Genomic DNA, 21,918 nt, shown 5'->3' on the forward strand with positions numbered 1-21,918 from the left:
TTGTCGCGCCTACACCGAACTTAAAGAAAAACCATGTCAGAAGAAGAGCGCCGCCGATTACAACAACAGCTTTGGAATATCGCCAACACATTACGCGGTAAGATGGGTGCTGATGAGTTCCGGGATTATATTCTTGGCTTTATTTTTTACAAATACCTGTCCGAAAAAATCCAGTGCTTTGCCAATGCCGAGCTGGCGCAGGAAAACCTTAAATTCGCCGACCTCAAAGAAAACACCAAGGAAGGCAATGCCTATATCGCCGCGCTGGAACATGCCGCACTGAGCGAGCTGGGTTACTTCTTAAAGCCTTCCGAACTGTTTCATACCATCGCCATGAAGGGCAGCAACCAGCAAGATTCCAACAACGAAGGGGCAAGCCATAATTTCATTCTGGATGACCTGACCAAGATTCTCAAGAACATCGAGCAAAGCACCATGGGCACCGACAGTGCCGATGACTTTGTGAACCTGTTTGAAGACTTGGATTTAACCTCATCCAAGCTGGGAAAAACCGAAAAGGAAAAGAATGAGCTGGTTGCCAAAGTGCTGGTGCATCTCGACAAGATCGACTTCAACTTGTCGGACAAAACCGCCGACGTGCTGGGCGATGCCTACGAATATCTGATCGGTGAATTCGCCAGCGGCGCAGGAAAAAAAGCCGGGGAGTTTTACACGCCGCAACCCGTTTCCACACTGCTTGCCAAGCTGGTGACTAGCGGCAACAAAAACCTCAAGAACGTGTATGACCCCACCTGCGGCAGCGGTTCGCTATTGCTGCGGGTGAAGCGTGAAGCCAACAAAGTGGACAAGATTTACGGGCAGGAACTCAACCGCACCACCTACAACTTGGCACGCATGAACATGATCCTGCATGACGTGCATTACGCCGACTTCGACATCCGCCAGGAAGACACGCTGGAGCGCCCACAGCATCGCGATTTACGCTTCGATGCCATCGTCGCCAATCCGCCCTTTTCGGCGCACTGGAGCGCCAGCCAGCTACACATAAGCGATGACCGCTTTAGCGTCTATGGCAAGCTCGCCCCCAGCAGCAAGGCAGACATGGCCTTTGTGCAGCACAATCTACCACCTCGCCGAAGAAGGCACCATGGCCGTGGTGTTGCCGCATGGCGTATTGTTCAGGGGCGCAGCCGAAGGCCACATACGCCAATACCTCATCGAACAACTGAACTGTTTGGATGCCGTGATCGGCCTTCCTGCCAATATCTTCTACGGCACCAGCATTCTTACCTGCGTACTGGTGTTCAAAAGGTGCCGCAAAAACCCAGACAACATTTTATTTATAGATGCCAGCCAGCACTTCGACAAGATGAAAACGCAGAACATCATGCGCCCCGAGCATATCCAAAAGATTGTGGCCGCGTACAAGGCGCGCAGCAACAAAGACAAATACAGCCATGTGGCGAGCATGGACAGCATCAAGGCCAACGGCTACAACCTGAATATCCCGCGTTATGTGGATACCTTCGAGGCGGATGAGGCGATTGATCTGGATGCAATCTCGGCGCAATTGGTCAAACTGGACAAGGCCAGCCATGCCACAGATGCCATGATTGCGGCATTTTGCAAAGAGCTGGGCATCAAGCCGCCTTTTGCAGCGGCGTAAGGGGAAGTCATGGAAAACACGCCCAGCGGACAAAACCTCCTCATCTACCACACCGACGACGGCAAGGCTGCCGTGTCGCTGTACGCCCGAGATGGCAATGTCTGGATGAACCAAAGCCAGTTGGCAGAACTTTTTAACACCTCAAAGCAAAACATTAGCCTACACATCAATAATATATTGAAGGAAAAAGAATTGCAGGCGGATTCAGTTATCAAGGATTACTTGACAACTGCCGCCGATGGCAAGCAGTACAACATCACTTTTTATGCACTGGATATGATTCTGGCGATAGGCTTCCGCGTGCGCAGCCCACGCGGGACAGAGTTCAGAAAGTGGGCAAACACCCATCTTAAACAATACCTGATTAAAGGTTTTGTGATGGATGACGAACGGCTCAAAAACCCCGATGGCCGCGCCGACTACTTCGATGAACTGCTGGCGCGCATCCGCGACATACGCGCCTCCGAGCTGCGCTTTTATCAAAAAGTGCGCGACTTGCTCGCCTTGTCGAGCGACTACGATGCTACCGATAAAGCCACGCAGATGTTCTTTGCCGAAACGCAAAACAAACTGCTGTACGCCGTAACCCGCCACACTGCCGCCGAAATCATTACGCAGCGCGCCGACGCCAACGCCCCCAATATGAACCTCCTCTCATGGAAGGGGCGCGTCGTGCGCAAGGGCGACATCACCACCGCCAAGAACTACCTGAATGCCGATGAAGTGGATAGCCTCAACCGCCTGACCATTATCTTTCTGGAAACCGCAGAACTGCGAGTCAAAGAGCGCAAAGACCTCACCTTGCCGTTTTGGCGCGGCAACGTGGACAAGCTCCTCACCTTCAACGACAAGCCCATCCTCACCGGCACAGGGCGCATCAGCCACGCGCAAATGGAACAACAGGTCAACGCGCTGTATGACCAATTTGATGCGCGGCGGAAAACCGAGCAAGCCATTGCCGCCGATGCGCAGGATTTGGAAGAGTTGAATGATGTGGCTAAAGCTGTCACGCAGAAAAAGAGGGGCAAAAAGTGAGCGCGCCGCAGTTACGGTTCAAGGATGAGGATGGACGGTTGCAACCAGATTGGTGTGAGAATACATTACTCAACCTAAGCGAGAACGGCTTCACTAATGGCGTATTTAACGACCCGAATAAAACCGGGCGGGGTTACAAGTTAGTCAATGTGCTGGACATGTACATTGACTCAACTATTGATGAAAAAAGATTATTTCTTGTCGAGTTGAGTGAGGCGGAGTTCAAGAAAAACAAAGTTGAACACGGTGAAATCTTCTTTACCCGTTCATCTTTGGTCAAAGAGGGAATCGCATATTCAAATGTTTATCTTGGGCACTCTCAAGATATTACATTCGACGGGCATCTGATAAGGATGAGTCCAAGGAAAAACGTGCTCAACTCGATATTTGCGAACTACCTGCTAAGAACCTCAAAAGTAAGAAAGCAGTTGGTAGCTAGGGGTAAAACCGCAACGATGACTACAATTGGTCAGGCAGACATCGCTGCCGTGATGGTTGCGTTTCCTTCGCTTGATGAACAAACCAAAATCGCCAACTTCCTCACGGTGGTCGATGAAAAAATCTCCCAGCTCACGCAAAAATACGAGCTGCTTGCGCAATACAAAAAAGGCGTGATACAGCAGATTTTCAGCCAAGAACTGCGGTTTAAGGATGATGAGGGGCGGGAGTTTCCGGAGTGGAAAGAGCGAAAATTAAAGGACGTCGCCCAAATAGTTGGGGGCGGAACTCCAAAAACGGGAGTAAAAGAATACTGGGGAGGAAACATTCAATGGTTCACCCCGACCGAACTCAAGACGAAATATGTAACTTACAGTCGGCGAACAATTACAGAAGCAGGTTTTAAGAATTCATCCGCCAAGATACTTCCTGCGGGTACGATCCTCTTTTCTTCAAGAGCCACCGTCGGGGATGTGAGTATTGCATCGAATGAATGCACTACCAATCAAGGATTCCAGTCCCTACTTGTGAATAAAGAGAACAATAACGTGTTCATCTACTATTGGATACTAAACAATAAAATGCTGTTCTTGGAAAAGGCGAGCGGTTCAACCTTCATGGAGATTAGTAAGAAGGAAATAGAAAAACTGCCAATTGCTGCGCCCACTCTGGCCGAGCAAGCCAAAATTGCTAACTTCCTGACCGCCATCGACGATAAAATCACCGCTACCCAAATCCAGCTCGACGCCGCGAAACAATACAAGCAAGGCTTGTTACAACAGATGTTTGTTTAACCATTCCGCCATGAATAGGCAATCTGAATATGCCTTGGAAGCCGCCCTGATCGACCAACTCAAGGGCTTGGAATACGCCTGTGTGGCGATTGAAGATGAAGCGGCAATGCTCGCCAATCTCAAGTACCAGCTGGAAATTCATAACAAGGGCATCACGCTCACCCAGACCGAGTTTGAACGCGTTCTCAACCATCTCAATACCGGCAGTGTGTTCGAGCGGGCAAAAATACTGCGCGACAAATTTGCGCTGAAGCGTGATAACAACGAGACGGTATATATCAGCTTCTTGAACTGCGACGACTGGTGCCTGAATGAGTTTCAGGTGACGAGCCAAGTCACCATGCAGAACAAGCGCAAAAACCGCTACGACGTAACTGTGCTTATCAATGGCCTGCCGCTGGTGCAGATAGAACTCAAGCGCCGTGGCGCAGAGCTTAAGGTGGTATTTAATCAGGTGAACCGCTATCACCACGATTCTTACGATGCAGGCGTTGGGCTGTTTCAATACGTGCAGTTGTTCATCATCAGTAACGGGGTGAATACCAAGTATTTTGCCAACAACAAGCAGCAGTCATTCAAGCAAGCCTTTTTCTGGACGGACAAAGAGAATAAACGCTTATCGGATTTGCACGAATTCAGTGCAGAGTTTCTGAAGCCTTGTCATATCGCCAAGATGATGACGCATTACATGGTGATGACTGAAGAGCAGGTGATTAAAGTATTGCGGCCTTATCAGTTTTATGCCACGGAAGAACTGGTGGATCGGGTCAAGAACAGTAATGACAATGCCTACATCTGGCATACCACCGGCTCAGGCAAGACGCTGACCTCATTTAAGGCCAGCCAGATCATCCAGCGTATACCCAAGGTGCATAAGGTGGTGTTCGTGGTAGATAGGAAAGACCTGGACTACCAGACCGCGAGGGAATTTAATGGTTTTGCCAAGGGCAGTGTGGATGAGACCACCAACACCCGCAAGCTGGTCAAGCAGCTTAATGACGACAGTACCAAGCTGATCCTGACCACGATTCAAAAGCTCAACAATGCCATTGTTAAAGAGCATTATTTGAGCAAGGTCACCCACCTGCAAGACAAGAAGTTTGTGTTTATCTTTGATGAATGTCACCGCAGCCAGTTCGGCGATACGCACCAGAACATCAAGCAGTTCTTCAAGAACGCGCAGATGTTTGGCTTTACCGGAACGCCTATCTTTGCGGATAACGCGACGGGCAGCACCGGCCAGCAGAAAACCACCAAAGACTTATTTGGCGAATGCCTGCACAAATATGTGATCGTGGATGCCATCAAGGATGAGAATGTGCTGCGCTTTGCCGTGGAGTATGTGGGCAAATACAAGCGCAAGGACAGCCTCAACGAGATGGATATAGAAGTCGAGGCGATTGATACCAAAGCGCTATTGGATAGCCCGCAACGGCTTGGGAAGATCACTGATTACATTCTGGCCTACCATGCCCAGAAAACCAAAGCACCGGACTTTACGGCGATGTTTTGCGTCAGCAGTGTTGAGACCTTAATCAAGTATTACGAGCTGTTTAAGGATAAGCAGAAAGGCGCAGACAAGCCGCTTAAGGTTGCCACGATCTTCAGCTATGCCGCCAACGAAGAAGATCCCAACGCAAACGGTCTGGCCAATGGCTTGATCCCGGAAGAAAACCCGATACCTGAAGGCGCAAAAATAGACAAACGTAGTCGCGACAAGCTAGACGAATTTATCGGCGACTATAACGCGATGTTCGGCACGAAATACAGCACCAGCGATAGCCAGACGTATTACAACTACTACCAAGACATTGCTAAGCGTGTGAGACAAGGGCAGATCGATATTTTGCTGGTGGTGAATATGTTCCTGACGGGCTTCGATAGCCCGCGCCTGAATACCCTATATGTGGACAAAAACCTCAAGTTTCACGGCTTGGTGCAAGCCTTCTCGCGGACTAACCGCATCCTGAACGACAAGAAATCGCAAGGCAATATCGTATGTTTCAGAAACCTGAAGACCACCACCGATGAAGCGATTGCCTTGTTCTCGAACAAGAACGCCAAGGAAACCGTGCTGCTTGAGCCGTATGAGGATTACGTTAAGCAGTTCAATGAAGCAACGATCGAGCTTTTGAAAATAGCACCAACAGTTAAAAGTGTTGATGCCCTTCCAGACGAAAACGCAGAACTTAAATTTGTAATCAGATTTAGAGAGTTGCTACGCATCAAAAATATTCTGACCACCTTTGCCGATTTTTCTGAGGCTGACTTAGCACTTGAGCTGCAAAAGTTTGAAGACTACAAGAGCAAATACCTTGATTTGCATGACAAGGTTAAAAAGCAAGGCGAGGGTGAAAAAGCGTCCATCTTGGAAGATGTGGATTTTGAGCTGAGCCTGATCCATCGCGATGAAATCAATGTGGCGTATATCCTGAATCTGTTGGTGAGCCTAAACAAGCTCAAACCAGATGAGGCCAAGAAGCGCCAAAAAGAAATCATTGATCTGGTGGCCGGTGAAGTGCAGCTTCGCAGCAAGCGGAAACTGATTGAGCAGTTTGTTGAAGAGAATCTGCCCAAGCTGAAACCCAATGACAATGTGATTGCAAAGTTTGAGAGCTACTGGACAAAACACAAGCAAAAAGCCTTTGAGCAGTTGTGTGCCGATGAGTATATCAACCCCGCGCAACTTGAAAAGTTGCTGCAAACTTATGTCTTTGCTAACCGCTTGCCCAGAGACCAAGAGATTGTTGAGGCTTTGAGCTTTAAGCCAAAAATATTAGAGCGTAAATCCATCCTTGAGCGTGTCGCGGATAAGATTAAAGCCTTTATTGACATCTTTATTGAGGGAATGGGCGGCAGCATTTGATCGAGTTACATGACCAGCAGGATTTCTGAAGCTGGTTTAGTGTAAATTTGCACACTGACGCTGACACGATACACCCTGCAAAATCGTGTACCAAGACATGTACCAAACCAAAAGACACATTAAAGTATAAAACGATAAATCATCTAGTTATGTGGCTAATATAGATTCAGGTGCACTTTGTTATTTGGAGGTAATTCTCATGACCGAATTCACCCATCTTGTCTGTCCTCATTGCCAGGCAATCAACCGTGTTCCAACTCCTCGGCTCGAGCAGCATCCCAAGTGCGGACAATGCCACCAGCCCTTGTTTACCGGTCACCCGGTGGAGCTCACCAACGCCAGCTTTGCCAAACACCTCGAGCGCAACGACATTCCTTTGCTGGTAGACTTTTGGGCGCCATGGTGCGGCCCGTGCAAGATGATGGCCCCGGCGTTCGTACAAGCAGCGTCTGCGTTGGAGCCGCGCGTGCGCCTGGCCAAGGTGAACACGGACAATGAGCAGACGCTGGGTGCGCAATACAATATCCGCAGTATCCCCACCTTGGTGCTGTTCAAGGGAGGACGCGAGGCAGCACGGCAGGCCGGTGCCATGACGGCACAGGATATCGTACGCTGGGTTCAGTGACTACAGTCCCGCTAGCGGGAAAGCTGGTACACTTCATAAAGCCGCTGCGAACCAAGCCGGAAAGGGGCGCAGCAGCTGTGGTGTGCCGTAAGCTGCAAAGGTGAATTTCCATATGACAACAACGCCGGGTAACCTGTTTATCATCAGTGCGCCGTCAGGCGCAGGCAAAACCAGCCTGGTCAAGGCGTTGCTGCAAACCGGGATTGATCTGAGCCTGTCGGTTTCCTACACCACACGGCCAGCGCGTGCGGAAGAAGTTGACGGGCAGGATTACCATTTTATAAGCCGCGAAGATTTCGAACAAAGACAGAAGCAGGATGATTTTCTCGAAAGTGCGCAGGTTTACGGAAATTTTTATGGCACTTCGAAAAAATGGATCAACGACGCCATCACATCCGGCCGTGATATTTTGCTCGAAATCGACAGCCAGGGTGCCCAGCAGGTGCGGCGCATATTCGCTCAGGCGGTAACAATTTTTGTTCTACCCCCCTCGCTGGACGCGCTGGAAATGCGCTTGAGGCGCCGTGCACAGGACAGCCTCGAAGCAATCGGGCGGCGTTTGGCTGCGGCCCGCGAGGAAATCAACCATGTGCGCGAGTATGACTATGTTATTATCAATGAAAAGCTGGACGATGCATCGCAAGAGTTGAGGTGCATTATTCAAGCCGAGCGTTTGAGAACGGCAAAACAGCTTGCTCGTCACCACAGTCTGATAACACAACTCGTAAACATATCTGTTCCGTAACTGGGCAATTATCGGGAACATCTCCATCCCACTTTCGGGCGGGTACCAGCTTCCGATACATCTGATTCCCTCAGATTCCAAATGGGTTGCCCTTATTTCAGCGGGCGTTCTATACTGTTATTTCTGATAACTTAGCGGGGCACAATCATGGCACGCATCACAGTTGACGATTGTTTGAAAAGAATTCCCAACCGTTTCGATATGACTTTGGTCGCGACCATTCGAGCAAGGCAGCTTTCAGTCGGTGGTAGTCCAATGGTGGAGCCCGCGCGAGACAAGCCTACTGTCATCGCGTTACGCGAACTCGCTCAAGGGAAGATTGGTATGGAACTTCTCTCCGCCGGTCCCCTTTAATGCCCGAAAAGGTATCCCACAAAAAATCAGCGTTCCTGAAAGTATTCACCGGTTGCACACTCCGCAAAAATAAAGACTTCATGAGGGATTGACGTTCTGAGGAAAACGCCAGAGGAGCGGGTGTCTGTCACGCTGAAATGAAGGAAATGACCATGCGAGCACGAGGTTTGCCCAGTTCCTCTGCTACCTTACCCGAGGCCGGATTCCTATTTAGCGAACTCTCCAGTTATCTCAAGCGCGAGGATGTTTCCGAGCTTCAGAACGTCTATCTTTTCAGTCAAAGCGCCCATTCCGGACAATTCCGCAAATCGGGCGAACCTTACATCTTCCACCCGCTTGCCGTAGCCAGCATACTCGGCAAGTTACGCCTGGATACCCAGACGCTGGCCGCCGCACTGTTACATGATGTGATGGAGGATACCCATATCTCCAAGGCCGAGATCAGTGACCGATTCGGCAAACCTGTCGCGGAGCTTGTGGATGGCGTCTCCAAGCTCGACAAGATCGAGTTCCAGACTTATGCCGACGCTCAGGCGGAGAATTTTCGCAAGATGCTGCTGGCAATGGCGCAAGATGTCCGCGTCATACTGATCAAATTGGCGGACCGGCTGCACAACATGCGCACGCTGGAGGCAATGCGTCCCGAGAAACGGCGCCGTATTGCGCGTGAAACGATGGAGATCTACGCGCCGATCGCCAACCGGCTGGGGCTCAACAATATCTACCACGAATTGCAGGATCTCAGCTTTCGCTATCTTTTTCCGACGCGTTACCGGGTCCTTGGCAACGCTACCAAGGCAGCGCGGGGAAATCGACGCGAAATGGTAACGATAATCCTCGACGCCATGAGGCAGCGGCTGAAAGCGGCAGGGCTGGACGCGGAGGTGAGCGGCCGCGAAAAACAGCTCTATAGTATTTACAAAAAGATGGTGGAGAAGCACCTCACGTTTTCCGAGGTACTCGACATTTATGGCTTCCGCGTCATCGTCAAGGACGTGCCTTCGTGTTACGTTGCGCTGGGGACGCTGCATAGCCTGTACCACCCCATTCCCGGAAAATTCAAAGACTACATCGCTATTCCCAAGGCAAACGGCTATCAGTCATTGCACAGCACGCTCTGGGGACCTTATGGGACGCCGCTCGAAGTTCAGATTCGCACCCCTGAGATGCACCGAATTGCCGAAGCCGGCGTCGCATCTCACTGGCTCTACAAGAGTACGGATGCCGATCTTAACGATCTGCACATAAAAACCAATCAGTGGTTGCAAAGTCTGCTGGAAACTCTCAGCGATTCGACCGATTCTCTGGAATTTCTGGAACACATCAAGGTTGACCTTTTTCCTGGCGAAGTCTATGTATTTACACCTCAAGGCAAGATATTGGCTTTGCCGAAGAATTCAACAGCGGTCGACTTCGCCTATGCGGTCCATACGGATATCGGAGACTGTTGCGTGGCTGCCAAAATCAACGGGGAAAGCGTTCCGTTGCGCACGGTTCTTCAAAGCGGCGACCAGGTCGAGATTGTTACTGCTTCGCATGCAAAACCTAATCCCGCCTGGCTTAATTATGTAGTTACCGGCAAGGCACGTTCCCATATTCGTCGTTTTCTAAAGACGATGCAATACGATGAATCGGCGAGGCTGGGCGAACGCCTGCTGAATCAGGCTCTAACATCGCTCAAGATCGATCCGCAGACGGTAAGCGCGGCACAATGGGACAAGCTGGCGCGTGAAAGCGGCGCTAAATCCAGACAGGACCTGCTTGCAGATATCGGACTGGGAAAGCATCTCCCCGCAGTCATCGCGAGAAGGCTGGCTTCACCTGCCGAAACCGTTTCAGGCACAACCGGGGTGGGCATCATCACGATATTGGGTACCGAAGGCATGGCGGTGCAATTTGCCAAATGTTGCCGACCGATACCGGGAGACCCGATCGTCGGCTTTATCAAGAAAGATCAGGGACTGGTAATTCACACTGATGACTGCCCGGCAATCACAAAAATCCGCGGAACCTCGGATAACTGGCTGGATGTCGCATGGGGTAAAGACATTACCCGGCATTTCGAAGTCAGCATCAGGTTGATGGTAGCCAATCAGCGTGGGGTATTGGCAAGAGTGGCGGCCGCAATCGCCGACGCGGGCTCCAATATCGACAACGTTGTGATGGAAGGGGATGGCGCATACACCACCATGAACTTCATGTTGCAGATCCGCAATCGTCATCATCTGGCTCAAGTGATGCGGGGCTTGAGGCGCATCCCTGAAGTCGAGAAAATCAGCCGAATGAAAGGCTGAAAAAGGCTGACGATTTCCTATTGCTCCGTTGTGGCCTACCTTTCATATGCCAGAACGGGCGCTAGCCACTTTTCTGTTTCTTCCAGCGGCCAGCCTTTACGCTTCGCGTAGTCTTCCACCTGATCCTTGCCAATCTTGCCCACTGCAAAATAGTCCGCTCCAGGATGAGAAAAGTAGAAACCCGACACCGCCGCTGTAGGAACCATGGCGTAGGATTCGGTCACGATGATGCCTGAATTTTCCGGGGCTTTGAGCAGTTCGAACAATGGTCCTTTTTCCGTATGGTCCGGGCACGCCGGGTACCCCGGCGCGGGGCGGATGCCGCGATATTCCTCGTTGACCATCTGCTCGTTGCTGAGGTTTTCATCCTTGACGAAACCCCAGAATTCGCGCCGCACCCGCCAGTGCATATGCTCGGCGAAAGATTCAGCCAGTCGGTCGGCCAGCGCCTTCAACATGATGGCGCTGTAATCGTCATGCGCCTCCTCAAATGCCTTCACGCGGGCATCGATACCGAGCCCGGCGGTCACTGCGAACGCACCGATAAAGTCCCGAATTCCCGTTTCCCTGGGAGCGACAAAATCGGCGAGGCATAGATTGGGGCGCCCGGCAGGTTTCATGGTTTGCTGCCGTAGATTATGAAACGTCATCGCTATCCTGGTACGTGCTTTGTCGGCATAGATTTCTATGTCATCTTTATGGACGGTATTGGCGGGGAACAAGCCGAATACGGCATTGGCGCCCAGCCATTTCTGCTCGACGATCTTTTTCAGCATGGCCTGCGCATCGCGATACAGATTGCTGGCCGCCTCGCCTACCACTTCATCCTGCAGGATCGCGGGGAAGCGCCCGGACAACTCCCATGCCTGGAAGAATGGCGTCCAGTCTATGAACGGAACCAGTTTTTCCAGGGGATAATTTCGCAGGGACCTCACGCCGATAAAGTCCGGTTCAGGCGGAGTGTAGCTTTCCCACTCGGTTTTAAAAGCATTTTTGCGCGCTTCCGCTATGGATAACATTGGCGATGGCCCCTTTTTGGCTTTATGCTGGGTGCGCACTCTCTCGTATTCCGTTTTCAGATCCTGAACATAACCAGCTCGCAAATCTTGGGATAGAAGATTGCTGCAGACCCCGACAGCACGGCTTGCATCAGGTACCCATACCGTAACGCCGCTGTAATTCGGCGCGACCTTCACGGCGGTATGTACGCGCGAAGTGGTTGCGCCGCCGATCAATAAAGGTATGGTAAAGCCTTCACGTTCCATTTCTTTCGCCACATGCGCCATTTCTTCCAAGGAGGGCGTGATCAACCCGGATAGTCCGATCATATCGGCATTTTCCCGCCGAGCCATGTCCAGAATCTGGGCGCAAGGCACCATCACGCCCATATTGACGACTTCATAATTGTTGCACTGGAGTACCACCGTAACGATATTCTTGCCGATGTCATGCACATCGCCCTTTACCGTGGCGATGACGATCTTGCCCTTGGGCCTGGAATCGCCCGATAATTTCTTTTCCGCTTCAATAAACGGCAGGAGGTGCGCTACCGCCTGCTTCATCACGCGCGCGGATTTGACGACCTGGGGCAGGAACATTTTGCCTGAGCCGAATAGGTCGCCCACCACGTTCATCCCATTCATCAGCGGCCCTTCGATTACCTGTATGGGCCTGCCCCCGTCCCTGGCGATTTCCAGCCGTGCCGCTTCGGTATCTTCCACTATATAGGTGGTGATGCCCCGGACGAGCGCATGGGTAAGGCGTTCCTGTATGGGCTGGTCCCGCCAGGAAAGGTCTTCGGTTATCTCCTTGCTTTGCCCCTTGAAGCTCTCGGCAAATTCCACCAGCCGTTCGGTGGGGCTGGCGTCGCCGCCTTCCTTGGGCTTGCGGTTGAGCAGCACGTCCTCCACGCGTTCGAGCAAATCCTTGGGAATGTCCGAATAAACGCCCAGCTGCCCGGCGTTGACAATGCCCATGGTCATGCCGGCTCGCACCGCGTGGTAAAGGAAAGCGGTATGGATCGCCTCCCGCACCGGCTCGTTGCCGCGAAAAGAAAAGGACACGTTGGAGACGCCCCCGCTCACCTTGGCATACGGCAGGGTTTGCTTGATGAGACGGGTGGCCTCGATGAAATCCAGGCCGTAATTGTTGTGTTCCTCGATACCGGTGGCGACCGCGAAAATGTTGGGATCGAAAATGATGTCCTCTGGCGGAAAGCCGACCTGATCCACGAGAATGCGATAACAGCGCGTGCAAATTTCCACCTTACGTTCTTTTGTATCAGCCTGACCCGACTCGTCGAACGCCATCACAATCACCGCCGCTCCGTAGCGGCGGGCCAGTTTTGCATGCTCGATAAACTCCGCCTCCCCCTCCTTCAAACTGATGGAATTGATGATGGCCTTGCCCTGCACGCATTTAAGTCCCGCTTCGATTACTGACCACTTGCTTGAATCGATCATTATCGGAGCACGGCTGATGTCCGGTTCGGCGGCGACAAGATTCAGGAACGTCACCATCGCCTTCTGCGAGTCGAGCATCGCTTCGTCCATATTGACATCGATGATTTGCGCGCCGTTTTCCACTTGATTTCGGGCTACGCTCAGGGCTTCAGCATAATTGTTACCCAGTATCAAACGGGCAAAGGCTTTCGAGCCCGTGACATTAGTGCGTTCGCCCACGTTCACGAACAGTGAGTCGTCGCCGATGCTAAGCGGTTCCAGACCCGATAGCCGCAGCTTCTTTGGAATGTCGGGGATGGCCCGTGGCGGGATATTACCCACTGCATCGGCGATGGCCTTGATATGTGCGGGCGTAGTGCCGCAGCAACCGCCGACAATATTGACAAAGCCCGATTGCGCAAATCCCTTGATCAGACTTGCGGTATATTCGGGCGACTCGTCGTAGCCGGTTTCCGCCAGCGGATTGGGCAGTCCGGCATTGGGATGCGCACTGACATATACGCCGGCAACCCGGGATAGCTCTTCAATGTAAGGACGCATCAATTCCGCTCCCAAGGCACAGTTAAGTCCCACTGATAATGGACGTGCGTTACTTACAGAATTCCAGAAGGCCTCGGGCGTTTGGCCGGAGAGCGTGCGGCCTGACGCATCGGTGATGGTTGCTGAGATCATCACAGGCACTCGCATGCCGTGGGTCTCAAAATACTGATCGATGGCAAATAGTGCAGCCTTTGCGTTGAGTGTATCGAATATCGTCTCGACCAGCAGTATGTCCGCGCCACCGTCAATCAAGCCGCTAATGGAGACTGAGTAATCCGCCACCAGCTGATCGAAGGTGATGCCGCGAAAACCTGGGTCGTTCACATCCGGCGAAATCGATGCGGTTTTGGTGGTTGGACCCAGCACTCCCGCAACAAAGCGTGGCTTTTCCGGCGTTCTGGTCTCCATAGCCTGTGCGGCTTCCCGAGCCAGCTTGGCTCCCGCAAAATTCAGCTCGTATACCAAATCCTCCATGTAGTAATCCGACATCGAGGCAGCGGTGGAGTTGAATGTGTTGGTCTCGATGATGTCCGCTCCGGCTTCCAGATAGCCGGTATGAATGGCACGGATAATTTGTGGCTGGGTAAGTGTCAGAAGGTCATTATTGCCTTTCACATCGTGCGGAAAATCGGCAAAGCGCGACCCGCGATAATCCGCCTCGTTGAGCTTGTAGCTCTGAATCATCGTGCCCATGGCGCCGTCCAGCATCAGGATGCGGCGGGCCAGGAGGTCTTGAAGTAATGTGGCGCGGGGATGCTCTTTCATGACGGGGCTGGTTCCGGTAGAGGCTGGATTCTATCACGCCAGCTCTGCATATTTTATCGGCACACTTCTGCCCGAGATGGCACTTACCGGGCGAGAAGGGGAAGAATGAGAAAGAATCGAATAAATTACTGAGGTAACAACACCGCGGATTAGTTTGTGGCAACGTGGCGTCGATTTCGGCTCATTCGGCCGAGATCCTGTCCAAAACCCGCGTTGCGGATCGGAGCGCACCTTCTATGAATCCCTGATAATCCGAAAATGCTTCACCGCAAATATGGACATTCGACCTGGCATTATCCTGATCCAGGGAAAATGCTTCAAGATACTCGATGTGCTTCCAGGACATCACGCCTGGCAACCATCCGTGGGCGGCTGCGCCAAAAGGTTTTTTGCCCCAATCGCGCATACCGCAGGCGAGGAGGCGATCCTGCGTAAAATCATGGTGCTCATAGTCCCGCGCAAACTGCACAAAACGCTGCCACAACCGAGGATAATCCGGACCTTTCTCTTTCCTTGAAAACCAGGTCTTGGCCATCTCCTGGATCTCAAGCTGAGGATCTTCCAGATTTTCTGCTGGATCCCGATGGCTTTTTTGGTGATCGCATTCGATCTCTCTCAGGTAGTCGGACCAGAATGTGATCGCCGGGCGGTCCGTGTATACCATGATCAGCCCTTTTGTTCTGTCGTTGCTTTTCACATAGAGCAGCTCACGTGTAGGGAGATCCGCGGCATAGCGGTTCAGAGGCCTGTTGTCTTCCCACCAGGGTCTTTCGATAACAAAGAAGCACTTCAATAACGGTAGGCAGGCGACGGCGTTCAATGCTTTCTTGAGGTAAACGGGCGGATTTCCACCCCAGGATATCTCTTCGAGCGGACGCTTGGGCAAAGCAAGAATTACCCTTTTCGCCCTAACGAGTTGTTCCTCCTTATTCTCATACTCCTCATTCGTGACCGTGAATCCGACATTAATAGCATCGCCATCAGATTGAATATCAGTTACTTTTGTATTTTTCTGAATTTGAATACACAGTGATGGATTCTCTTCCCGGGCTTTGTGAAGTTTTTCCAGAAGCCTCCAGATGATCCGGCTCATGCCTCCGCGAATGCCGCGAAGCGATCCTGTGCTTCGAATTGCTCTAAGCCAAAATATAATCCACTCGGCAGCATTCAGATTCTCGTGTACAAAATGATAGTAACTTCCCCAGTCCCTGATCTTGACTACGGCGTAATGGCTTAACACCTCGCTGAGGACATTCCAGAACCCCAAGTTCCAAAGCGGCTCGCCTCTGAAACGGGCGTGTTGGCGAATCCTTACGAAATCCTCGTCGGTAAGATTGTGGATCCATTCGAGCAGTTCTCCTTTCCAGTAATGGCGGTAAAAGAACGCTGCATCATGCAAATTCCTCCACTGCTCATTGGCGGCATCGGTATGCCAGGGACCTGATTTTTTCTTATTCTCTTCTTTATTGAGCGCTTGTGAATCCGTCGCCTCGGGTTCAATGTCTTCAACGAGTTCAAAGATCCGCCTGAGAGCCAGTATCATCAAGTCGAAAGGCGTTTTCTGTTGAGCTTCCTCCTCGCGAAGGGTGAATCTGGGCTCCATCGGATCTTCCGAGATATATGAAGAAAACGGTACCAGATCATCCAGGCTTTCTTCTTCACCCGGAGTTTGTTCTCTGATTCCCAATTCGCTGAGCAACGCTTCCAATAAAGGTTGATCACGCGGCTCAATCCTCATTGGTCCGAATTCCGCGCGAAAATACTCAATCGTTGATACTTTTTCAACTTCTCTACCGTCTTTTTGTACCCACTTCTTCTCTACAGGGCCTTTATAAGGAGATTCCTTGTCTGCGCGTGGCTTGGAAGGGTCTGGGGGTGCGGCTGCGAAATCCCAGTTGCACGGGTCCCATGTATCTTGAAACCCGATGGCCTCTCCCTTCTGCTCGCCAGTTCTTTGCAAGGACCAGGTTTCTATCCGGCCCCCAAATCGGCTCGATGCTTCGAGAAGAAGAATGCTTTGAATGTTGAGCGCACCGCCCTTGTTTTTCTTGATGAGTTCATGGCAGCAATATAAGCCCGCAATACCGCCGCCTACGATAACCACATCATAGGGCCCCGCGAATTGCGTATCGATTTTATTATCTGACATGGACGTTTGTTTGTAATCGCCGTAGCTCTTCCCTGGAATAGCGGTATTCCGGGTCCAAGGCTAGTGCCGCTTTAAAACAGAGTACTGCCTCGGGGGACCTTCCGAGCTGCCGCAGGCATACCCCTTTGTTGTGATACACCACTGCCCGGTTATTATCGATGGCCAGGGAGACGTCGTAAAGCGGCAGTGCTTCCTCGTACCGGCCTATATCAAACAGAACATTTCCCCATTCGTTGAGTGCCGGAGCATAACGTGAATCAAATCCCAGCGCCACGCGAAAGGCGGCAATTGCGGCCTCGGGCTGGCCAAGATCCCGGCGAATCAGCCCCATGTTCCCCCAGTGCATCGGGCTCCACGGCTCCAGGCGTAAAGCTGTGTTGAAGTGGATAAGAGCCGCGTTGAAATCCTTACGGGTCCACGCAACATTTCCCAGGCCACGCCAGATATCGGCACTGTCCGGCTGCTCCTCAGCTTTTTTCTGAAAGAAAAGCTGGGCTTCCTGAAGTCTTCCGTTCCGCCATGCCTCGTAACCGGGCATAAGCGCCTCATCGAGCGGGGGCCAGTCACTCCATTGCATACCGTTTCAGGTTGGTGAGATTGCCAATTGATAGCAGCCTGCCAGCATCGTCATATTTTCCCCCGCGGCCAATCCGGGCCGCAGGTGCGCCTGCTCGGCTCCATTCAGAAAGACGATCCGGTTCGACAACCCGGTGATACGAACCAACAGCTCACTCGAGGCATTGTCGCCGCGAAAGACATGCAATTGAAGCCCTGCCGTGGGAGGGGCGGGGGGAGCCCAGGTGGTTTTGAGGTATACAAGCAAAGCGATCCGGCAGGCATCCCTTTTATCGCAGTGTTCGCCCATGTGTTGGCCGGGGCCATCGTAATATGTATAACAGCTGGCGCTCCAGGACGGAACAAGCCTGTGGCCGGTCACTTGCTCCAGGGAAGCAAGCACCGATCCCGAAGAGAGGAAACTGCGCGCATGGGGTCCGAGATGTGCGCGCAAATTATTCTGGGAGATTTCTCCGGGGCACCGCTCAGCAACCAGGCTCCAGCTCGCGTTCCGGCGTTGCCTAAGGGCCTCATCCAATAGCCTCAGGTGCGCGCCAGTATCAAGAGCGGGAGGACCCAATACCGCTGCACCCCGGTTGTCGAATTCAGTTCGGAGCCGCGCAAGCGAGACTCGATCGATCTCAAGTTCGGGTTCGCCAGTGATCGTTGCGGCAGAGGTAAAACTGATCATAGCAATGCTTCCTCACGGGAAAATTCCTCCAGCAGCATCGCTCCAAGCCGCGTTGGAATCGCATGCTGGCGAAGTGTCATGCTGGCCTGAATTATATTGCGCTTTTGTCGCTGATAAATCGCAGCGGAAGCCCATGCGTTGGAAAGCCTCTCTCCCAGTCTGCGATGATAGCGGCAAACATTCAGAAAAGCATGCACGCCATCCAACAGCCCGCGTAGCGGTCGTAAATCCGGCCGCCAGGGGGAAGTGAAACCGGCGGCTTCCGATTCTGGTGTGCGAGCAGCTGCAAGGGGGTCATAGAGCCGGAACACATTCATCCTCACATGGCTGGATTCATGGCAGAGCAGATCGCCGATGCGCTCGATGTCATCGGCACTCATGAAAATCGTCCCCGGTAGTTCCGAGGGGCTATGGCTGCGCGAATAGCTGCGCTGCTTCAGAATACATAACGCTTGGACATGCCGTTGGAGCGCATGATAGGCGAGCGGCCATACCTGACTGAGGAGTTCCAGCGCCGCCTCAATGCGTTCCGCTGCCGGGCCAATTTCATGGTCCGCTGCGGGCCCGAAACCTGATAACAGGGGAGCAGTTTCAGCTATGGAATTAAGAACGGGAAAACCCCCGATATGGGGCAGAGGCTTTAGTCGGGAATGGGAAAAGCCCGATGGCAACCTGCTCCCATCGTTAGGCAACGTCAGGGTCAATCCGTCGCTCCAGGTGAAACGCGTATTCCCCTCACTTTCCACCACCGCTATCGTAACCTCGGGGGGGCCACTGAAAAGCAGAGCATGGGCGTGCGGCAAATAAAATGCTCCATCGGTGAACAGACACGGAGGTAAAACAAAGGCGATGTTGCGGACGTCGGGGTGATGAAGCAAGTTCCGAATCCCTGACAAAACACGTTTCTTTTCGTCAAGGCGACTGAAATCAGCTCGATCCACGCAGGGAACGGTATCAATTTCCGCCAGGGGAGTCGAGAACAGCCGCGCGCGGCTACCGGCGAACAAGCTGCCAAGCACAGCAATCGCTCGCTGCGCAAGTTGAGCTTCGCTGGAATCCGCCGCGGCAACTGCCGCGTCCAGTTGGTGTCGCCAACGCTCTGCCCGCCTTAAAGCGGCGAGCCCAAACAGCACGTCGACGGTATTACCCGGTGCGGAGGGATAGCACAAGCCGGCGCAGTCATTCAGCACATACTTTAAAAACGGTTCCGTAGAGCCCGCCTGGCGAGCGTCCTCTGCGTTCACGTCACGACCGCCCCATCTTGCAAGGGCATAAATTCATGGGAAAAGCGCATGCCTTCATTGTTGAAGTAATTGTATGCATTCAGATGGTCGAACGCGGCCTCATCGAAAGAAAGCCAGCGCATCAAATAGGGGTACAGCGTTTTATAGAACGAGCACTCCGGCGTCCGGTGCCGTACCGCACCATAGCGTTCCCAAGCCTGCGCGGAACACCCGGATTGGCATAGCTGGCGGTAGGAACAGCTATTGCATCCCTCAAGATCAGCCGGCCGGCGTTCCCGGATTTGCGCCATGATGACGTTGTTCCGGGACGGCTGCGACAGGCTCTCCACTCCTGGATCAAAAATATTGCCCAGCTTGAGGCCAGGTGATTGCGTGGCGCGGCCACAGGGGTAAATATCGCCATTGGCTGCGATTGCCTGGAAGGTGTCTCCAGCCCCACAGTGCGTCCGCATGCAACGCGTCCGGCGTTGTTTACTGGTGAGAAAGTCACACATGCTGCGGACGTTATCTTCCAGCAATGGCAATCTCTGCTCCACGATATGATCCATGAGACCTTTGATAAAGCCGATGATATGCTCCTGGTTTAAGCCAACCTTGTTCCAGTTCTTACGGGCATCGCCCAGATATGCCACCGGATTCAACCTGAAGCCGTGAATACCGAGACTGAGCATGGTAGCCGCCAAAGCTGCCGGATCATCCGCATTGGACCGGTTCAGCACGACCAGGCCGCCGAAGGAAACCTCGAAGCGGTGCAGCAGATCGATCCCTTTTGACAGTTTGCTGAACGATTCCTTGCCGTTGACCTGAGGACGACTCAGGTTCTGGCTTTGGGCGCCTCCATCAATGGAAATGCCGACGCGCACATCTTCCTCCTTCAGCCAGCGGACCCGCTCCTCATTCAGTAGCGTGGCGTTCGTCTGGGTACTGATGAACAACCTTCGGTTGCGTCGCTGTGGGTGATTGCGGATGTACTGTACCGTCTCTTTCATGAGGTCATATTTCAGAAACGGCTCTCCGCCAGCAAATTCGAAAGCCAGGGTATCGCTCTCACGCATGGCAAACGCGAGATCCACAGTTTTTCTGGCGATATCCCGATCCATGGCAGGCATGGAAGAATTGGCGCCCGCCAGACAATAAGGGCAGGCGAGATTGCATTTTTCGGTAATCAGTAACTCGATCAGGTTTCCCTCTTCGTAGTTTGCCCCGTCGGCAAACATCCTGTGGTCCACCGCGGCATGCGAGTTAAGTGTCAGCAACCCGCGACGATAAAGATGCGCGATGAAGCCGAGCGCTGCATCTGTGCCGTGGGACGACACATTATGACGCAACCAGCCAAAGGGTTTCCTGTCCAGTTGCCTATACCACTTCGCCTCGCCGGCATTGAGAAATGCCCACGCCGCGTTCTCGGGATGAATCGCAAGCGTTTCGCCTGCAACCTCTTCCAGAACGATGCCATCAGTTCCCATAATTGTCTCGTCACTCAGGCTGATCGCGCCGAAAGGCTCGTAATGCTTACCATATAGGTCGGTGAGATACGCGCTTTCGGCACTTTCTCGGGAGGGTCTGCTGAAGTATCTCATCTCATGGTTCCCTCAACCGCAGCCGGATCGGAATTGATATTTAAAAGCCAGCCTGGAACTTTGCTGCCACCGATTTGCCAGCCTCCGCCTCGGCTAGAGGTCAAACGCGGCGAGGAGGTAATTGAATCGACAAGTGCGCCTTCCATCCCGATGACTTGAACCAGTTCAGGCTCATATATCAGGCTCGCGGAGCCATTTTCCCGTACGACCCGTCCGCCAGGGAAAAGACTAAAGCCGTGGTTGGGGATCACCAGCAATGGCGCTGCAAGATGCTGCAGTGTTTTTTGCATTTCTGTGGGCCAATAGTGTGAAAGCACCGAAAAATAGCGCTGGGCCAGTGCCGTTGTGGCCATACAACCCCAGTGACAGGGAAAATGCTGTATGACTTCCCAGCCAAAATACCGGGCAAAAATATTTACCGTCCAGTTCAGTTCATGAACCGGTTCCCCCGCTCGTGAACTGACTTCCGCCAAATACATGAGGCCAACGTCGCCTTCGTATTTTTGTGAAGCGATTGGCCAGCGATCCTCGAACGCATCGCAACAGCAGGGCGGGTAACCAAGCAATCTTCCTAAAAGGCCTTCCCATCCAAATAGCTGGCATAACCAGGCAATAAGCACGGTTTGCTCGTCAGGCGCCAACAGCAATCCGCGCCACGCCCCGGAGCCCGCCTGGGCGCTTGTCACGTCGATCATGCGGTTGCTGTACTCGCCTTTATCTGAGTCGTGTTGGGGAAGAAATTCATGGGGCCCCAGCACTCCAAAATAACCGCGTACCCGAGCCCAGTTCGCCAGGGCGGTCAAACTTCGCTCATTGCCATGAATCAATGCCAAAGGCTTGGCGCCGGCAAGCAGAAGGCGCAACTGCGGTTGACGCAACAGTTCCTCCTCCGGCTCTGTTCGCCAGTGTACCGGGCCAAGCAGGGTCGCATCATCGATCGCCACCGATATTGCATTGCTGGGCGGAGGCAGGGATGGGGGAACATTATTGCATTCCCATTGCCATTCACGCAGCGCGGCCGAAGGATCTCCTTCCAGCAACCGGCGTAGCATCCCGGAGTGGCAGGCGGCCTCCACGAATGAATGAAGCAACCCGGCGGCGCGGCTTGACCAGCCCGCGCCGTTAGCCCGCATAGGCTGTGATTGGGTTCATCA

The 21,918-nt window shown here is 52.8% G+C and carries 16 protein-coding genes; 9 read left to right on the forward strand and 7 right to left on the reverse strand.

What is annotated here, in order from left to right; translation table 11 throughout:
- Nucleotides 1-33: 33 nt before the first annotated feature.
- From BMX00_RS10495 to BMX00_RS10530, 9 genes are all read left to right on the forward strand, one after another.
- On the forward strand, nt 34-1,500 hold the full coding sequence (locus BMX00_RS10495; protein ID WP_425433893.1) for a type I restriction-modification system subunit M: 1,467 nt from the start codon (nt 34-36) through the stop codon (nt 1,498-1,500).
- Nucleotides 1,430-1,627: a hypothetical protein gene (locus BMX00_RS15140; protein ID WP_425433894.1), complete on the forward strand. Its 198-nt coding sequence runs from the start codon at nt 1,430-1,432 to the stop codon at nt 1,625-1,627. The genes BMX00_RS10495 and BMX00_RS15140 overlap by 71 nt, the downstream gene beginning before the upstream one ends.
- 9 nt (nt 1,628-1,636) lie before the next feature.
- The gene (locus BMX00_RS10500; RefSeq protein WP_090828977.1) at nt 1,637-2,662 is read left to right on the forward strand and encodes a virulence RhuM family protein; all 1,026 of its coding nucleotides are present in this window, start codon (nt 1,637-1,639) and stop codon (nt 2,660-2,662) included.
- Nucleotides 2,659-3,894: a restriction endonuclease subunit S gene (locus BMX00_RS10505; protein ID WP_090828978.1), complete on the forward strand. Its 1,236-nt coding sequence runs from the start codon at nt 2,659-2,661 to the stop codon at nt 3,892-3,894. The genes BMX00_RS10500 and BMX00_RS10505 overlap by 4 nt, the downstream gene beginning before the upstream one ends.
- Nucleotides 3,895-3,904: 10 nt before the next feature.
- A complete protein-coding gene (locus BMX00_RS10510) occupies nt 3,905-6,760 on the forward strand; it encodes a type I restriction endonuclease subunit R (RefSeq protein WP_090829022.1) in 2,856 nt (951 codons plus the stop codon).
- A 199-nt stretch (nt 6,761-6,959) separates the two neighbouring features.
- Nucleotides 6,960-7,385: a thioredoxin TrxC gene (gene trxC, locus BMX00_RS10515; protein ID WP_090828979.1), complete on the forward strand. Its 426-nt coding sequence runs from the start codon at nt 6,960-6,962 to the stop codon at nt 7,383-7,385.
- A gap of 112 nt (nt 7,386-7,497) precedes the next feature.
- Nucleotides 7,498-8,130, forward strand: coding sequence for a guanylate kinase (gene gmk / locus BMX00_RS10520; protein ID WP_090828980.1), 633 nt, complete (start codon nt 7,498-7,500; stop codon nt 8,128-8,130).
- 147 nt (nt 8,131-8,277) lie between these two features.
- Nucleotides 8,278-8,484 carry a DNA-directed RNA polymerase subunit omega gene (gene rpoZ, locus BMX00_RS10525; protein ID WP_090828981.1) on the forward strand — a complete coding sequence of 69 codons (207 nt, stop codon included), beginning with the start codon at nt 8,278-8,280 and terminating at the stop codon, nt 8,482-8,484.
- 152 nt (nt 8,485-8,636) lie between these two features.
- Nucleotides 8,637-10,778 carry a RelA/SpoT family protein gene (locus tag BMX00_RS10530; RefSeq protein WP_090829023.1) on the forward strand — a complete coding sequence of 714 codons (2,142 nt, stop codon included), beginning with the start codon at nt 8,637-8,639 and terminating at the stop codon, nt 10,776-10,778.
- A 35-nt stretch (nt 10,779-10,813) separates the two neighbouring features.
- On the opposite strand, the gene metH is transcribed toward BMX00_RS10530, so the two are convergent.
- From metH to BMX00_RS10565, 7 genes are all read right to left on the reverse strand, one after another.
- Nucleotides 10,814-14,545: a methionine synthase gene (gene metH, locus BMX00_RS10535; RefSeq protein ID WP_090828982.1), complete on the reverse strand. Its 3,732-nt coding sequence runs from the start codon at nt 14,543-14,545 to the stop codon at nt 10,814-10,816.
- Between the two features lie 181 nt (nt 14,546-14,726).
- Nucleotides 14,727-16,694, reverse strand: a complete 1,968-nt coding sequence (locus BMX00_RS10540; RefSeq protein ID WP_090828983.1) for a flavin monoamine oxidase family protein — start codon at nt 16,692-16,694, stop codon at nt 14,727-14,729.
- Nucleotides 16,684-17,271, reverse strand: a complete 588-nt coding sequence (locus tag BMX00_RS10545) for a tetratricopeptide repeat protein (protein WP_090828984.1) — start codon at nt 17,269-17,271, stop codon at nt 16,684-16,686. Before BMX00_RS10545 ends, BMX00_RS10540 begins: the two co-directional genes overlap by 11 nt.
- 6 nt (nt 17,272-17,277) lie before the next feature.
- Entirely contained in the window at nt 17,278-17,940 is a 663-nt protein-coding gene (locus BMX00_RS10550) for a hypothetical protein (protein ID WP_090828985.1), read from the reverse strand.
- A complete protein-coding gene (locus BMX00_RS10555; RefSeq protein WP_177171839.1) occupies nt 17,937-19,184 on the reverse strand; it encodes an aKG-HExxH-type peptide beta-hydroxylase in 1,248 nt (415 codons plus the stop codon). The genes BMX00_RS10550 and BMX00_RS10555 overlap by 4 nt, the downstream gene beginning before the upstream one ends.
- Nucleotides 19,181-20,764 carry a radical SAM/SPASM domain-containing protein gene (locus BMX00_RS10560; protein WP_090828987.1) on the reverse strand — a complete coding sequence of 528 codons (1,584 nt, stop codon included), beginning with the start codon at nt 20,762-20,764 and terminating at the stop codon, nt 19,181-19,183. Before BMX00_RS10560 ends, BMX00_RS10555 begins: the two co-directional genes overlap by 4 nt.
- On the reverse strand, nt 20,761-21,897 hold the full coding sequence (locus BMX00_RS10565; protein ID WP_090828988.1) for a hypothetical protein: 1,137 nt from the start codon (nt 21,895-21,897) through the stop codon (nt 20,761-20,763). Before BMX00_RS10565 ends, BMX00_RS10560 begins: the two co-directional genes overlap by 4 nt.
- Nucleotides 21,898-21,918 lie beyond the last annotated feature (21 nt).

Origin of the sequence: Nitrosovibrio tenuis, from assembly GCF_900109785.1 — a bacterium.
GTDB lineage: Bacteria > Pseudomonadota > Gammaproteobacteria > Burkholderiales > Nitrosomonadaceae > Nitrosospira > Nitrosospira tenuis_A.